The 14,705-nt window shown below is 64.3% G+C and carries 11 protein-coding genes; 9 read left to right on the forward strand and 2 right to left on the reverse strand.

All coding sequences use genetic code 11. The annotated features are described in order from the left end of the window. Positions 1-134 precede the first annotated feature (134 nt). Positions 135-1,517 (forward strand): hypothetical protein, encoded by a 1,383-nt coding sequence (locus MFF34_RS14480; RefSeq protein WP_238214834.1) that lies wholly within the window; start codon positions 135-137, stop codon positions 1,515-1,517. Next, a complete protein-coding gene (locus MFF34_RS14485; protein WP_238214840.1) occupies positions 1,517-2,890 on the forward strand; it encodes a GntR family transcriptional regulator in 1,374 nt (457 codons plus the stop codon). The genes MFF34_RS14480 and MFF34_RS14485 overlap by 1 nt, the downstream gene beginning before the upstream one ends. Before the next feature lie 7 nt (positions 2,891-2,897). Here the strand turns inward: MFF34_RS14485 and MFF34_RS14490 are convergent, their stop codons facing one another. After that, positions 2,898-4,199, reverse strand: a complete 1,302-nt coding sequence (locus tag MFF34_RS14490; RefSeq protein ID WP_238214843.1) for an MFS transporter — start codon at positions 4,197-4,199, stop codon at positions 2,898-2,900. 68 nt (positions 4,200-4,267) lie between these two features. Continuing rightward, entirely contained in the window at positions 4,268-5,581 is a 1,314-nt protein-coding gene (locus tag MFF34_RS14495) for an L-fuconate dehydratase (protein ID WP_238214846.1), read from the reverse strand. A gap of 101 nt (positions 5,582-5,682) precedes the next feature. On the opposite strand from MFF34_RS14495, the gene MFF34_RS14500 reads away from it, so the two are divergent. From MFF34_RS14500 to MFF34_RS14530, 7 genes are all read left to right on the forward strand, one after another. Beyond that, the gene (locus MFF34_RS14500; protein ID WP_238214848.1) at positions 5,683-6,630 is read left to right on the forward strand and encodes a LysR family transcriptional regulator; all 948 of its coding nucleotides are present in this window, start codon (positions 5,683-5,685) and stop codon (positions 6,628-6,630) included. 34 nt (positions 6,631-6,664) lie between these two features. Next, positions 6,665-7,630, forward strand: coding sequence for a LysR family transcriptional regulator (locus tag MFF34_RS14505; protein WP_238214849.1), 966 nt, complete (start codon positions 6,665-6,667; stop codon positions 7,628-7,630). A gap of 164 nt (positions 7,631-7,794) precedes the next feature. After that, the gene (locus MFF34_RS14510) at positions 7,795-9,336 is read left to right on the forward strand and encodes a UxaA family hydrolase (RefSeq protein WP_238214851.1); all 1,542 of its coding nucleotides are present in this window, start codon (positions 7,795-7,797) and stop codon (positions 9,334-9,336) included. A 35-nt stretch (positions 9,337-9,371) separates the two neighbouring features. Next, entirely contained in the window at positions 9,372-10,952 is a 1,581-nt protein-coding gene (locus MFF34_RS14515) for an aldehyde dehydrogenase (NADP(+)) (protein ID WP_238214853.1), read from the forward strand. A 16-nt stretch (positions 10,953-10,968) separates the two neighbouring features. Beyond that, on the forward strand, positions 10,969-12,039 hold the full coding sequence (locus MFF34_RS14520; RefSeq protein WP_238214855.1) for an Ldh family oxidoreductase: 1,071 nt from the start codon (positions 10,969-10,971) through the stop codon (positions 12,037-12,039). A gap of 26 nt (positions 12,040-12,065) precedes the next feature. Then, positions 12,066-13,283 carry a fumarylacetoacetate hydrolase family protein gene (locus MFF34_RS14525; protein ID WP_238214857.1) on the forward strand — a complete coding sequence of 406 codons (1,218 nt, stop codon included), beginning with the start codon at positions 12,066-12,068 and terminating at the stop codon, positions 13,281-13,283. A gap of 97 nt (positions 13,284-13,380) precedes the next feature. Further along, complete coding sequence (locus tag MFF34_RS14530; protein ID WP_238214937.1) at positions 13,381-14,688, forward strand: MFS transporter; 1,308 nt, start codon at positions 13,381-13,383, stop codon at positions 14,686-14,688. The last annotated feature ends 17 nt before the right edge of the window (positions 14,689-14,705 follow it).

Raw genomic sequence — 14,705 nt, forward strand, 5'->3', positions numbered from 1 at the left:
TTTTCGATGGCTTGGCGACAGAGCAGGTCACGTCATTATTTCCCGTAGTTTGTAGGGAATTTCTTCAGGAAGGACGCATTGCACTGTTTGCAGTTGCCGGTGTGATGGATACATGAAGTTGATGAGGTGATTACGTGGGCGCTATTCACGATCAGGCGATGCACTATATCTACCAGCAAGTGCTCGAGCGCTTGTTGAGCCATATGTCCCAGGCGCAACGTGCCTCCTTGCAGTTGCTGATTCAGCGATTGCTGGTGGCTGCCGGTGGGCCCGAATACATTGGCACGTTCCGTTTGCTGGTGTTGCAAGGGGCTGACCGGCGCAGTGCCCACCTGTTGGCCACCTTGCGTGCCGCCCAGTTGAGTATCGCCTTGCGTGCCCCTGTGACGTTTCAGTTGCGGGTACTGGTGGTCAACCTGCCTGCTGCCGGCAATACCGTGCTGGAAAACCATGAACGCAGCTTCAATGCCTTGTTCATGCAGGATGACCCGCGGGTGCAACTGCAGATGACCGAAGGCTGTGAAGTCGTGCCTTTCAGCCGTCGGCTGTCGGCTACGCCGGAGCGCTGGGCACTGGCGCGCAATGCCATGCTGATGTTCGGCCACGGGGTCGATGCCAGGCCAGAAGCCCTGCTGGGCAGCCGGCTGCACCTGGAGTTGGCGGGCGCAGTGGGCCTTGCGCTGCAGGCGCAGCCGCGGGCCGATGTGCTGATTACTGCCGTACCTGCACGCCAGCGCCGCCGCTACCTGGCCTGGGCGCGGCGGAGCCTGCGTCTTGCAGGGGAGCGTGGCCCCCACGTCGTGCACCAGTGCCTGTCGGCATTGGCCAACGGGCTGGGCAGGTTACATGGGGTTGCCGGCTCACCCCTGGAGCGCGTGGATGCTTCAAGCAGCATGGCGACCGAGGAGGCGCCCTTGCGCGTGATCGCCATCGACGACCTGCTGCCACACCTGCTTGAGGACGAGCAGTTCGATCACATGCTGGGCTGCTGCTTCGATGCGGCCCAGGACGCCTGGCCCTTGGCGGCCTTTGTCGATTCGCGGGCCGTGATGCAACTGCACGATTTGCGCGTGCGCAGCCTCGAGCCGATGATCCATCGGCCGGCATTGCGGTTGGCAAGCCCCAGCAGCGACGGCGGACAGCGCGAGCCAACCTCCGCGCACCTGGGCAAACCCTACGGCATCAGCCAGACCCAACTGGTGTGCCTGCTGTTTAGCCCTTTCGCCCGGCAGGGAAAAGGCCTTGAGCGTTTTTTAAGATGCCGTCATCCCGACATGCTGGTGGCGTTGCCCTACCTGCACCGGGCCTTGCAGGGTAAGCCGTGCCCCGAGGCGGTGAAGGACTGGCTGGTGAACACCAGCGGCCTGGCGCTGGTACCGTTGCGGGCGATCTATGAGGGGTGCCTGCAACCGTCGTCCAGGCGCTTGATGGCCAACCTGGCTCGCCGCGATGTGCACCTGAAGTGGCTGCCGCGCCCGCCCGCTGCAGGAAGGCCCGCCTTTGAGGGCTTGCCCTGATGGGCCGATCGGTACCCGGCGATTACGCCTATCGGAAGGTGTACCGCTACCTTGAAGCGCTGATCGATGAGGCACAAGGCCGTGAGCCATGGCGCTTGCCGTCGTTACGCACGCTTTCGCGGCGCTTGCGCGTATCGCTGGCCACTGTGCAGAGCGCCTACAGCTTGCTGGAGGATGAGGGCCGTGTGCATTGCGTGCCGCGGTCGGGTTACTTCGTGCGCGCCCACGCTGGCGGCTCGCCGGTGCAAGCGGTGGCTGGGCCATGGCATGTGCCCGCTCACTCGATGCTAGAGCGGGCGCTGTTTACCCACGAGCGGCGCCTGGCACGTCAGCGTGCGCGTGGCACCGCCCCGGTGGAAGAGGTCGGCGGTGCTCGGCTGCGCAATGCGTTGGCCGAGCGCTATACCCGTTCCTCCAGCCATTACTGGCGTGCCGAGGAGGTGCACCTTGCCCCTGACGTGCAGGCATTGGTGGAAATGCTGCTGGCAGCGTTGGCCTTGCGCGGCGCCACCGTGCTGGTGCAATCGCCGTGCTGCTGGCCGGTGCTGCGCGCCTTGCAGCGCTGTGGCATGCGCGTGCTGGAGGTACCGTTGAGTAACAGCGGCACGGCGGATGTGCAGGCGCTGGAACGGCTGCTCAGTGCCGAGCCGGTGGGCATGCTGATCATGCCATCGTGCCTCAGCCTGCCCCAGGGCAGGCTGATGTCGCAGCACGACCAGCAACAGATTGGCCAACTGCTTGGCGACCACCCGGTGTGGTTGCTGGAAAACGACCTGGACAGCGAACTGTGTTACAGCGGGCCACCGAATGCGCGCCTGCGCGACTGGGTCGACCCACGCTGGCTGTTGGTGATGGGGTCGTTCGAGGCCGCAGTGGGGGGCGAAGCGCCTTACGCCTATGTGATGGGGCGTCATGCCGGCTTGGCCGAGGCGTTCGCCCAGCGTGCGTTTCAGCTGGCGCCGTTGCGGTTGCAGGCACTTGCTCATCTGCTTGGCAAAGGTGAAATCGAGACCCAGTTGGGGCGGCTGCGGGCAGAACTGCAACGGCGCATGGCGTGCTTTAGCCGGCAACTCAAGCTTGAGCTGGGCGACCACGTGACGTTCGACATGCCCGAGGGCGGCTGGACCCTGTGGTTGCGCTCCCGCTGGCCGCTGCGACTGGATGACGTGGTAGCGGCGTTGTCAGGCACCGCCCTGCGCGTGGTCCCAGGCGGGCAGCACAGCGCGGAGGTGCGTCATCAGCAATACCTGGCACTGACCTGGGTGGGCGAGGATCCCGATGCGTTGCAGCATGCTCTGGAAAAGCTGGCTCAAGCGCTGGAGCTGCGCTGCGGCCGGCCAATAGGGCAGGGCGGCTCGCAGCACTTGAAATGAGGGCGAGCTACTGCTCCTGCCCCTGACGCAAACGGGTGCTGATCAGTGCCGCTACCACCAGCATCGAAGCAATGATCCACAAGCCGTTGCGGGTACTGCCGGTGGCCTCTTCGATCAGGCCCATCACCGACGGCCCGACAAACCCACCAAACAGTCCGCAGGTGGTGACGAACGCCAGGCCCGCCGCCAGTGCGCTACCGCTCAGGCGGCTGGACGGGAAGACGAAGATGATCGACTGCACCACGAACAGCATCAAGGCGGTCAACGAAAAGCCGATCAGCCCAATGAAGGAGTTGGACAGCGAAGCAAGCAGCAACCCGGCGGACATAGTCAGCAGACCAAAGAACAGTAGGGTACGGCAACGGCTGGGCGAGGTCGCCAGGCGCGGGAATGTGGCGGCGCCGATGGCGGCGGCGATCCAGGGTACCGAGGTCAGCAACCCGACCTGGAAGGGCGACAGCGCGGCATAGGTGCCGATGATGCCTGGCAAGAAGAAGATCACGGTGTAGATGGTGATCTGGTGCACAAAATACACTGTAATCGCCAACCAGATCTGCTTGTCGCGAAACATTTGCCCCAGCTTGCTCTGTTGCGGCGCTGCAGCCCGTTCGGCACTCAGGCGACGCTCGATGTCCTGGGCATCGGCAGCGGACAGCCAAGGCGCCGACGCGGGGCCATCGGGCAGCTTCTTCCACACCACATAGGCCAGCGCCACCGCAGGCAGGCCTTCAAGCACGAACAGCCATTGCCAGCCGTGCCAGCCCAGCACGCCGTCCATTTCCAGCAGCGCGCCGCCCAGCGGCCCACTGAGGATGTTGGCCAGGCACACACCCAACAGGAAGTAGCCGGTGGCGCGCGCACGCTGTTCGCGGTCGAACCAGTACGTCAGGTACAGCATGACGCCGGGGAACAGGCCGGCTTCAGCCACCCCGAGCAGCAGGCGCATGATGTAGAACGAGGTTTCCCCCTGGACAAACGCCATGCCCGCTGACAGCAGGCCCCAGGTGATCATGATGCGGGTGATCCAAAAGCGTGCGCCCACCCGGTGCATGATCAGGTTGCTCGGCACTTCGGCCAGGGCATAGGTGAGGAAGAACAGCCCGGCACCCAGGCCGTAGGCCGCTGCCGACAGGCCCAGGTCGATGCCCATGCTGGCCTTGGCCAAGGCGATGTTGGTGCGGTCGAGGAAGCTCATCACGTAGACGACGATGAGCAGTGGCATCAATTTGCGCAGCAACAGGCCGTTCAGGCGCTGTTCGGTAGCGACGGCAGGCGCGGTGGCCGCTGTCGTGCCGGTGAGGATTGTCATTGTTTTTTTCCCCGTAATTAAGTGCTGGTGGTGTGCCGCGCTTGCGGCGGCACACCCAGGTCGGTAGGTCAGGAACGGTTGATGTCGAGCCACACCGCGCCGTGGGGGTACTGGTAGCGCTCCAGGGTGTCAGCGTGCATTTCAATGCTGTAGCCCGGGCGCTGTGGCGGCATGTAGCGACCGCGACGGATTACCACTGGGTCGAGGAAGTGTTCGTGCAGGTGGTCGACGTATTCCAGCACCCGGTTGTGCAGCGATGCCGAAACGGCGATGTAGTCGAACAAGGCGATGTTCTGCACATATTCGCACAGCCCGACCCCGCCGCCATGCGGGCAGACCGGCACATCGTACTTGGCCGCCATCAACAGTACGATCAGCACCTCGTTCAGGCCACCCAAGCGGGCCGCGTCCAGCTGGCAGAAGTCCAGTGCGCCGGCCTGGAACATCTGCTTGAACATCACCCGGTTGTGGCAGTGCTCGCCGGTGGCCACGCCGATGGGCGCGATGCGCTGGCGAATGGCTGCGTGGCCGAGGATGTCGTCGGGGCTGGTGGGTTCTTCGATCCACAGGGGCTCGAAGGCGGCCAGGCGGCGCATGTTGGCCACCGATTCATCGACGCTCCAGACTTGGTTGGCGTCCATCATCAGGGTGCGTTCCCAGCCGATTTCGTCCCGCAGGATGCTGGCGCGGCGAATGTCTTCTTCCAGGTCGGCGCCGATTTTCTGCTTGATGTGGGTCCAGCCGTCGGCGACCGCTTCGCGGGCCAAGTGGCGCATTTTTTCTTCGCTGTAGCCGAGCCAGCCGGGGGCGGTGGTGTAGCCGGGGTAGCCTTCGCGCAGCATTTGCGCTTCGCGCTGGGCCTTGCCTGGCACCTGGCGGCGGAGCAGGGCGATGGCTTCCTCGGGGGTCAGCACGTCGGTGACGTAGCTGAAGTCCAGGCAGCGCACCAGTTGCTCTGGGGTCATGTCGGTCAGCAGCTTCCACACCGGTTTGCCTTCGTGCTTGGCCCACAGGTCCCACACGGCGTTGATGATGGCGGCGGTGGCCAGGTGGATCACGCCTTTCTCGGGGCCAAGCCAGCGCAACTGGCTGTCACCCACCGTGAAACGGTGCCAGAACGCGCCCATGTCGGCGGTGATTTCTTCCAGGGTCAGGCCGACGATCATCGGTGCCAGCGACTGCACCGCAGCCGCGCAGATTTCGTTGCCGCGGCCGATGGTGAAGGTCAGGCCATGGCCTTCGAGGGCGTCGGCGTCGGTGTGCAGCACGACGTAAGCGGCCGAGTAGTCAGGTGCGCTGTTCATGGCGTCGGAGCCGTCCAGCGACAGCGAAGTCGGGAAGCGGATGTCACGGACGCTCAGGTGGGTAATGCGTATGCTCATGGCGGACTCTTGTTCTGGTCAGGCAGTGGGAGACTCGACTGTAGGTTGTCGAGCGATATAGGCATAATCGCCAATTCCTAAGTAGGGATATCGGAATTGATATGTCTAAAATGCCCGCAGACAGCCCAGCGCTGCCGCAAAACCTTGGCACATTGAAGATCTCCAGCCGCCAGATCACCTTGCTCAACGCCCTGGGCGAGTTCGGCAACCTGCGCCGTGCCGCCACTGCGATGCACACCACGCAACCGGCGGCCAGCCTGCTGCTGCAGCAACTGGAAGAACGCCTGGGCGTGCGCCTGTTCGAGCGCCTGCCGCGTGGCATGCAGCCAACGCTGTATGGCGAGGTAATGATCCGCTACGCGCAGAACGCGCTGCACGAGTTCGAACATGCCCAGGCACAGATCGCCGAACTGGCGCGCGGTGCCTTGGGCCTGGTGCGGGTGGGCAGTGTGATGGGGCCGGTGCCCGGTTTGCTGACCAAGGCGGTGCTGGCCTACAAGCGCGATCACCCTAAGGTGCGTATCTCGCTCGAAGTCGGCACCAGCGATACCTTGTTGCCGGCGCTGCTGCGCGGTGATTTCGACATGGTGGTCGGGCGCCTGCCCGACCAGAGCGACAGCCAGGACCTGAACATCGAACTGTTCGAGGGCGGTGAGCAGATGCGCGTCATCGCCCGCGCCGGCCACCCCTTGGCCGACGCCAAGGCGTTGCAGTTGGCCGACCTGGTGGCCCTGACCTGGATCCTGCACCCCATCGGCAGCCCCATGCGCCGCCGGGTCGAAAGTGCCTTGCAGGCGGGCGGCATGGTGCAGTCGCTGGACATTGTCGAGACCGCCTCGATCCTGGCCACCACCGCGATGTTGGAGGCGTCCGAGATGATTGCGGTGGTGCCCAACGATGTGGCCGAGCATTATGCGCGCTACGGCATGGTCGCCATCCTGCCGGTAGAGCTGCCGATCTCGATGGCCAACCTGGGCTTGCTGACCCTGCGCTCGCGGCCCAATTCCGTGGCCCTGGACAGGTTGCTGCAGTACCTGCGCACGCAATAGCCCTGCCTTTACACCTTTTCGAGGTTGCCCTCTGATGCCGTCGGACATTACCCACTCCAGCTTCTGCAACTGGGTCCGCTACAAGCACTTGGTGCTGATCGACACCCTGGCACGCACCCGCAACATGCACGCCACCGCTACGCGGATGAACCTCAGCCAGCCGGCGCTGAGCAAAATGCTGCGTGACCTGGAGGAGCAGTTTGGCTTCGCCTTGTTTGAGCGCCTGCCACGCAGCATGCCGCCCACCGAGCTTGGCGAGTATGTGGTGCGCTACGCCCAAGGGGTGTTGGGCGACTCGCAGCAGTTTGTCGACCAGGTCAACCGGCTGCGCAAGGGCGGGCACGGGTTCATCCGCGTGGGTGGCATTTTTGCGGCCACCCCCGTGGTGCTGCCTCAAGCCATTGCCGCCATCAAGGCACGCAGCCCGTTGCTCTCGATCGAAGTGGTCGAGCACTCCAGTGACCATCTGTTGGCCATGCTGGAGCAGAACAAACTCGACATCATGATCGGCCGCTTCACGGAAGAACGCTTCAGCCAGCTGTTCGATTATCAACCCCTCGAGCCCGAGCCTTTCAGCCTGGTGGTCAACAGCCGCCACCCGCTCAATGCACTGGCCAGCACCCCGGTGGAGGCACTGGGTGAGTGGCCCTGGGTGCTTTACCCCGTGGGCACGCCAATTCGCAATCGCCTGGAACAGGCCTTCAGGGTGGCTGGTATTGCCACACCGGCAGACAGCGTCGAGACCATCTCGATGCCGATGTTCCTGCAGTTGCTGCAATCGGGCCCGATGATCGCGATGCTGCCCAGGTCGATGGTCGCCGCACAGCTGAGCAGTGGCCAGTTCAAGGAACTGCAGAGCCCCTTGCACCTGCCCGCGCTGGAGTACGGCATCGTTACCCGCAAGGACGAGCCGCTGACCCCGTCGGCCCACGCGTTCGTCGACATTCTGCTCGACTTCGCGCAGCAGCGACGTGCCGCGCAGGGCACAACAAGCGATTGATAAAACACCACCGATAGACGGTATTGATAACCCTGGGTTATCGCGTGATCGGATCATCTCATTGGGAATGTTGCGCAAGGCTTCTTACAGTGGTCGCAGATTCGCCCGGTATCGAACGGGCGACGCCATAACAAGAAGTCAGCCGCACCGCCCTGAGAGGTCCCATGCAACTGATTGCCCGCTCTGGTGACCTTGCCGTCATCCGCCTCAACCCGCTGGACAACGTTCTCATCGCCCGCCAGGCTTTGCCTGAAGGTTTGCACCTCGACGCAGAAGGGATCATCGTCCGCCAGGCGATCCCCTCAGGCCATAAAGTCGCCACCCAGCGCGTGGAGCAGGGCCAGCCCCTGCGCCGCTATGGCCAGATCATCGGTTTTGCTTCACAGGCCATCGACGCCGGCGACCATGTTCACGTGCACAACGTGCAGATGGGTGATTTTGCCCGCGACTATGCCTTTGGCGTCGATGCCCGCAGCACGCCAGTCGCTGAGGCGGTGTTCCAGGGCATTGTGCGTGCCGATGGCCGGGTAGCCACCCGCAACTACATTGGCATTCTCACCTCGGTGAACTGTTCGGCGACCGTGGCCCGGGCCGTGGCCGACCATTTCCGCCGCGACATCCACCCCGAAGCGCTGGCCGACTACCCAAACATCGACGGCGTGGTGGCCTTGACCCACGGTGCCGGCTGCGCAGTAGACCCTTCCGGTGAAGCCCTGGGCCTGTTGCGTCGGACCTTGGCCGGCTATGCCATACACCCCAATTTCGCGGCCGTGCTGATCATCGGCCTGGGGTGTGAAACCAACCAGATCGAAAGCCTGCTCGAGACCCAAGGGCTTACCACCAGCACGCAACTGCGCGCCTTCACCATCCAAGGCATTGGCGGCACCTCGAAGACCATCGCCGCCGGTATCGAGCAGGTCAAGGCGCTATTGGCCCAAGCCAACCAGGTTGAACGCGAGCCGGTCAGCGCCCGCCACTTGATCGTTGCCCTGCAATGCGGTGGCTCCGATGGCTACTCGGGGATCACCGCCAACCCCGCGTTGGGCAATGCCGTGGACCGCCTGGTGGCGGCCGGTGGCACCGCGATTCTGTCTGAAACGCCCGAAATTTATGGCGCTGAACACCTGCTGACCCGTCGCGCCGTAAGCCGCGAAGTCGGCGAGAAGCTGGTGGCGCGCATCCACTGGTGGGAAGACTACTGCCAGCGCATGAACGCTGAACTGAACAACAACCCCTCGGCCGGCAACAAGGCGGGCGGCCTGACCACCATCCTCGAGAAGTCGCTGGGTGCGGTGGCCAAGGCCGGCTCCAGCAACCTGGTCGACGTCTACCAGTACGCCGAAGCGGTACGCGCCCATGGGCTGGTGTTCATGGACACGCCGGGCTACGACCCGGTCTCGGCCACCGGCCAGGTCGCAGGCGGCGCCAACCTGATTGCCTTCACCACCGGCCGCGGTTCGGCCTACGGCTGCGCCCCGGCGCCGTCGATCAAGCTGGCAACCAACAACCGGGTGTTCGAGCACCAGGAAGAGGACATGGACGTCAACTGCGGTGGCATCGCCGACGGCTCCACCAGCATCGAAGAGCGTGGCGCGTACATCTTCGAACAGATGCTGCGCATCGCCTCTGGCGCGCGCAGCAAAAGCGAACAGCACGGCTACGGGCAGAACGAGTTCGTGCCCTGGCAGATCGGCGCCGTGACCTGATCGACAGCCCACTCCCGAATTTGAGGCAACCTTTTATGCACGTTAGCGGATACAACTTCATTGCAGGCCAGCGCAGCGCGCTGGGCCAGACCCTGGTCTACAGCGTCGACGCCCACACCGGCGAGCGCCTGCCCGGCGGTTTCTATCAGGCCACCCTGGCCGAAGTCGACAACGCTGTGGGCGCGGCCTCGGCGGCTTTCCCGCTGTTTCGTAACTTGCCAGCGGTGCGCCGCGCCGAGTTCCTGGAGGCCATTGCCGACGAACTCGACGCCCTCGGCGAAGACTTCATTGCCTTGACCTGCCAGGAAACGGCGCTGCCTACTGCCCGGATCCTGGGCGAGCGGGGGCGTACCAGCGGGCAGATGCGCCTGTTCGCCCAAGTGCTGCGCCGTGGCGACTTCTATGGCGCCCGCATCGACCAGGCCATGCCTGCCCGCACGCCGTTGCCACGCCCAGACTTGCGCCAGTACCGCATTGGGGTTGGGCCGGTGGCGGTATTCGGTGCCAGCAATTTTCCGCTAGCGTTCTCCACAGCGGGTGGCGATACCGCCGCAGCCCTGGCGGCCGGTTGCCCGGTCGTCTTCAAGGCCCACAGCGGCCACATGGCCACTGCCGAACGCGTAGCTGAAGCATTGGTTCGTGCTGCCGAACGCACGAACATGCCGGCCGGTGTGTTCAACATGATCTTCGGTGGCGGGGTTGGCGAGGCCCTGGTCAAGCACCCCGGCATCCAGGCAGTCGGGTTTACCGGGTCGCTCAAGGGTGGGCGTGCGCTGTGCGACATGGCGGCGGCACGGCCGCAGCCGATTCCGGTGTTCGCCGAAATGTCGAGCATCAACCCGGTGCTGGTGCTACCCCAGGCCTTGGCCTCGCGCGGTGCGCAACTGGCCAAGGACCTCACCGCGTCGGTGGTGCAGGGCTGTGGCCAGTTCTGCACCAACCCGGGCTTGGTCCTGGGCATTCGCTCCCCAGCGTTCAGTGCCTTTGTCGAGCAGTTGGCCGGGCACATGGCAGAGCAAGCGCCGCAGACCATGCTCAACGCTGGCACCCTGGGCAGCTACGGCAAGGGCCTGCAGGCCTTGATTGCCCACCCTGGGGTCAAGCGGTTGAGTGGCCAGGCGCAACACGGTAACCAGGCCCAACCGCACCTGTTCGAGGCCGATGTCAGCCTGCTGCTGGAGCAGGACGAGTTGCTTCAGGAAGAAGTGTTCGGCCCGTGCACTGTGGTGGTTCAGGTTGCCGATGAAGCCGAGCTTATGCGCGCGGTGGCAGCCTTGCGCGGCCAACTGACCGCCACGCTGCTGGCGGACGATGCCGACCTGGCGGCCTACGGCTACTTGCTGGGTGCGTTGGAAGTGAAGGTCGGTCGCGTGCTGCTCAATGGCTACCCCACCGGGGTCGAGGTGTGCGATGCCATGGTTCACGGCGGCCCATACCCGGCCACTTCGGACGCCCGCGGCACCTCGGTCGGCACCCTGGCCATCGACCGCTTCCTGCGCCCGGTGTGCTACCAGAACGTGCCTGACGCCTTGCTGCCCGCCGCACTGCAGAACGCCAACCCGTTGGGCATCCAGCGCCTGGTGGACGGCAAGCCCAGCACCGCAGCCCTGAACTGACCGTGGAGTGACAGGCATGACGCACACCAGACGCTATGACGTGCAGGCGCTAACCCGGTTCGTCGAGCAACTGTTCGAAAAAGCCGGTGCCGATGCCGAGGTCGCCCAGGTGGTGACCCAGGTATTGCTCGAAGGCGAACTGCTGGGCCATCGCACCCATGGCCTGAACCTGGTCAGCCGCTATGTTGGCGGCATGCTCAGCGGGCAGGTGAAGGCGCAGGCTCAGGCGCTGGAGCAGGTGTCGGACAGCGGCATTTCCAGTCTTTTCGACGGCCATTACGTACTTGGCCCGTACTGTGTCAGCCGGGCCCTCGACTGCGCGGCCAAAGGTGCCAACGCACAGGGCATCGGCATTGCCGTGGTGCGCCGGGCTGCGCACATTGGCTGCCTGGCGGCTTACCTCAAGCCTTATACCGACCGTGGCCTGGTGGCCATGGTGTATTCCTCGGACCCGTCCGTGGGGCTGGTCTGTGCCCATGGTGGGGTTGACCCAGTGTTCACGCCCAACCCAATTGCCGCCGGCATTCCGACCCAGGGTGAGCCGATCCTGCTGGACGTGAGCATGTCTACGGTGACCCTCGGCCTGGTCGGGCAGTGCCGTGATGCCGGCAGCCGGCTGCCGCACCCGGTGCTGATGAGCAACGATGGCCACCTGAGCGATGACCCGCGTGACTTCTTCACCACGCCTCAGGGCAGCATTCTGCCACTGGGTGGTCAGGCCTTTGGCCACAAGGGCTTTGCCTTGGCAATTCTGGTCGAGGCACTGACCTCTGCATTGGCCGGCCATGGCCGCAAGGACGCCCCGGATCAGTGGGGCGCGTCGGCCACCGCGGTGGTCATCGACCCACGCTTTTTCGGCGGCTTGCAAGCGTTTACCGACGAAACCAGCTTCCTCGGCCGGTTGATCGTGGCCAGCCGCCCGGTAGACCCCGAGCGCCCGGTACGCCTGCCTGGGCAAGCCGGCTTGGCGTTGCGCCGACAAGCCTTGACGCAGGGCCTGAGCCTGTCGCAGCCAGTGCTCGACGACCTCGACCGGCTGGCCGAGCAGTTGCAGCTGGCGACCCGTTCGCAGGCGCTTTCCCAATGAATGACAATGACAACAAGGGTGCACCCATGACAGACCAATCGAATGCCAACCAGCCACTGCCGCTAAGCCACGACCTTGCCGTGTTCGACACCGGCAGCTGGGTGGGGCGCGTCTGGCTGCCGGATCAAGGCCCCGCCGTGGTGCTGGTCAAAGCCGGCGCCGTGCACGATATCAGTGCTCATGTAGCGACGGTTTCGGCCCTGCTGGAAGTGGCCGACCCGGTGGCCTACCTGCGTGCGTTGCCATTGGCCGACGCGTTGATTGAGTTGCCGGCGCTGCTGGCCAACAGCGACCCTGGTCAACGTGACGCGCGCTTGCCTTGGCTGTTGGCACCGATTGACCTGCAAGCAGTGAAGGCCGCCGGCGTCACCTTCGCCGCCAGCTTGCTGGAGCGAGTGGTGGAGGAGCAGGCCAAGGGCGACCCGGCCAAGGCCGATGCCATTCGCGATACCCTGGCCAGCCGCATCGGTGCGGACCTCTCGCAGATCATCCCGGGCTCTGCTCAGGCCGAAGCGCTGCGCAAGGTCCTGGTGGAGCAGGGCCTGTGGTCGCAATACCTGGAGGTGGGCATCGGCCCGGATGCCGAAGTCTTCACCAAGGCGCAGCCACTGTCGGCGGTCGGGCATGGTGCCGACATCGGTATCCACCCCAAGTCGAGCTGGAACAACCCGGAGCCGGAAGTGGTACTGGCGGTGTCGAGCGACGGCAGCATCAAGGGCGCCATGCTCGGAAACGATGTCAACCTGCGCGACTTCGAGGGGCGCAGTGCCTTGCTGCTGTCCAAGGCCAAGGACAACAACGCCTCCACCTCGTTGGGGCCATTGCTGCGCCTGTTCGACGAAAGCTTCAGCCTGGACGATGTGCGTAACGCCGAAGTGGACCTGCGTGTCGAGGGCCAGGACGGCTTCATCCTGTCCGGCCGCAGCTCCATGCGCCAGATCAGCCGCGACCCCCAGGACCTGGTGCAGCAGACCCTCAACGAAAACCACCAGTATCCCGACGGCCTGGTGCTGTTTCTCGGTACCCTGTTCGCGCCCAAGCAGGACCGCGACCAGCCAGACAACGGTTTTACCCACAAGCCCGGCGACTTGGTCGCCATCAGCAACGCGCAACTGGGCACCCTGTGCAACCGCGTCACCACCAGCGACCTCGCGCCGCAGTGGGGCTTCGGCCTGCGTGCGCTGATCGACAGCCTGAGCCGGCGCGGCCTGCTCGAGGCGGCGGTAACTGCGCGTCAACCTTGAGGGTTGCCGCACCAAGGATGAACGCAACAGGACCGACGGATCGCCAAGGCGCTGAAGGCGTCGCAACAATAATAATAAAGGCCACCCAATGAACCCTATGAAGAAGTATCAGCGCCTCACCGTTGTCTTCCTGCTGCTGATTGGCATCGTCAACTACCTGGACCGAAGTGCGCTGTCGATCGCCAACACCTCGATCCAGAAAGACATGATGATCAGCCCCTCGCAGATGGGCATTCTGTTGTCGGCCTTCTCCATTGCTTATGCCTTTGCCCAGTTGCCGATGGGCATGATCATCGACCGCCTGGGCAGCAAGATCGCCCTCGGCGCCTCGTTGCTGGCCTGGTCGGTGGCCCAGGCCACCTTTGGCATGGTCAGCAGCTTTGCCGGTTTCATGGGCTTGCGCGTGTTGTTGGGGATTGGCGAGGCGCCGATGTTCCCTTCGGCGGCCAAGGCCTTGTCGGAATGGTTCGATGCCAACGAACGCGGCACCCCGACCGGTATCGTCTGGTCCTCGACCTGCCTTGGCCCATGCCTGGCGCCACCCTTGCTGACGCTGTTCATGGTCAATTTCGGCTGGCGCGGCATGTTCATCATCACCGGGTTGATCGGTGTGGTACTGGCGGTGTGCTGGTTGAGCTTCTACAAGAGCAAGGCGCAGTACCTGGCTGAGCTCGCTGCGGAAGGTAAACCGTTGCCTACCGAGTCCAAGCAGCCGCTGCCTGCGGCCAATCCACAGGCGCCGAAGGTGTCGTACTTTGCGGGTTGGCTCGACTTGTTCAAGCACCGCAGCACTTGGGGGGCGGTACTGGGCTTCATGGGCGTGATCTACATGCTCTGGCTGCACCTGACCTGGCTGCCCGGCTACTTTGAGCGTGAACACGGCCTGGACCTGTACAAGACTGCCTGGGTGGTTTCGCTGGCCTATGGCTTTGGCGCGGCGGGCACGATCGTCGCCGGGCGCTTCTGCGACTTGCTGGTCAAACGCGGCATGAGCATCCTTGGCAGTCGCAAATTCAGCGTGATCACCGGCCTGGTGCTGGCGGCGCTGTTCACCTTGCCGCTGTCCTTCGTCAGTGGCCTGACCGGCTGTGTGATCCTGCTTTGCCTGGCGCTGTTCAGCATCAACATGGCCAGTGCCACCGCGTGGATGATCGTCAACACCATCGTCGACAGCCCGCGGGTGGCGTCGTTTGGCTCGATCCAGAACTTCGGCGGCTACATTGCGGGCTCCGTGGCACCGATCGTCACCGGCTTCAGCATCCAGTACTCGGGCTCGTTCAACACGGCATTCATGATCAGCGCGATCGTGGCACTGTGCTCGGCGGTGGCTTACTTCCTGCTGCTGAAGGCACCGATCGGCAGTGCCAAGGCCGAGGCGGGGCCGATGGTTGGGGTGACCGAGTAACAGCCCTACTGCGCCAC

It is taken from the genome of Pseudomonas sp. PAGU 2196 (genome assembly GCF_022179005.1).
In the GTDB taxonomy this organism is placed as follows: Bacteria; Pseudomonadota; Gammaproteobacteria; order Pseudomonadales; family Pseudomonadaceae; genus Aquipseudomonas; species Aquipseudomonas kermanshahensis.

What these genes read in the sequence shown, in the direction of transcription:
- MFF34_RS14495 (WP_238214846.1), bottom strand. Translation starts at nt 5,581, where the DNA reads ATGAGCATACGCATTACCCACCTGAGCGTCCGTGACATCCGCTTCCCG.
- MFF34_RS14525 (WP_238214857.1), top strand. Translation starts at nt 12,066, where the DNA reads ATGACAGACCAATCGAATGCCAACCAGCCACTGCCGCTAAGCCACGAC.
- MFF34_RS14530 (WP_238214937.1), top strand. Translation starts at nt 13,381, where the DNA reads ATGAAGAAGTATCAGCGCCTCACCGTTGTCTTCCTGCTGCTGATTGGC.
- MFF34_RS14510 (WP_238214851.1), top strand. Translation starts at nt 7,795, where the DNA reads ATGCAACTGATTGCCCGCTCTGGTGACCTTGCCGTCATCCGCCTCAAC.
- MFF34_RS14515 (WP_238214853.1), top strand. Translation starts at nt 9,372, where the DNA reads ATGCACGTTAGCGGATACAACTTCATTGCAGGCCAGCGCAGCGCGCTG.
- MFF34_RS14490 (WP_238214843.1), bottom strand. Translation starts at nt 4,199, where the DNA reads ATGACAATCCTCACCGGCACGACAGCGGCCACCGCGCCTGCCGTCGCT.
- MFF34_RS14500 (WP_238214848.1), top strand. Translation starts at nt 5,683, where the DNA reads ATGTCTAAAATGCCCGCAGACAGCCCAGCGCTGCCGCAAAACCTTGGC.
- MFF34_RS14505 (WP_238214849.1), top strand. Translation starts at nt 6,665, where the DNA reads ATGCCGTCGGACATTACCCACTCCAGCTTCTGCAACTGGGTCCGCTAC.
- MFF34_RS14520 (WP_238214855.1), top strand. Translation starts at nt 10,969, where the DNA reads ATGACGCACACCAGACGCTATGACGTGCAGGCGCTAACCCGGTTCGTC.
- MFF34_RS14485 (WP_238214840.1), top strand. Translation starts at nt 1,517, where the DNA reads ATGGGCCGATCGGTACCCGGCGATTACGCCTATCGGAAGGTGTACCGC.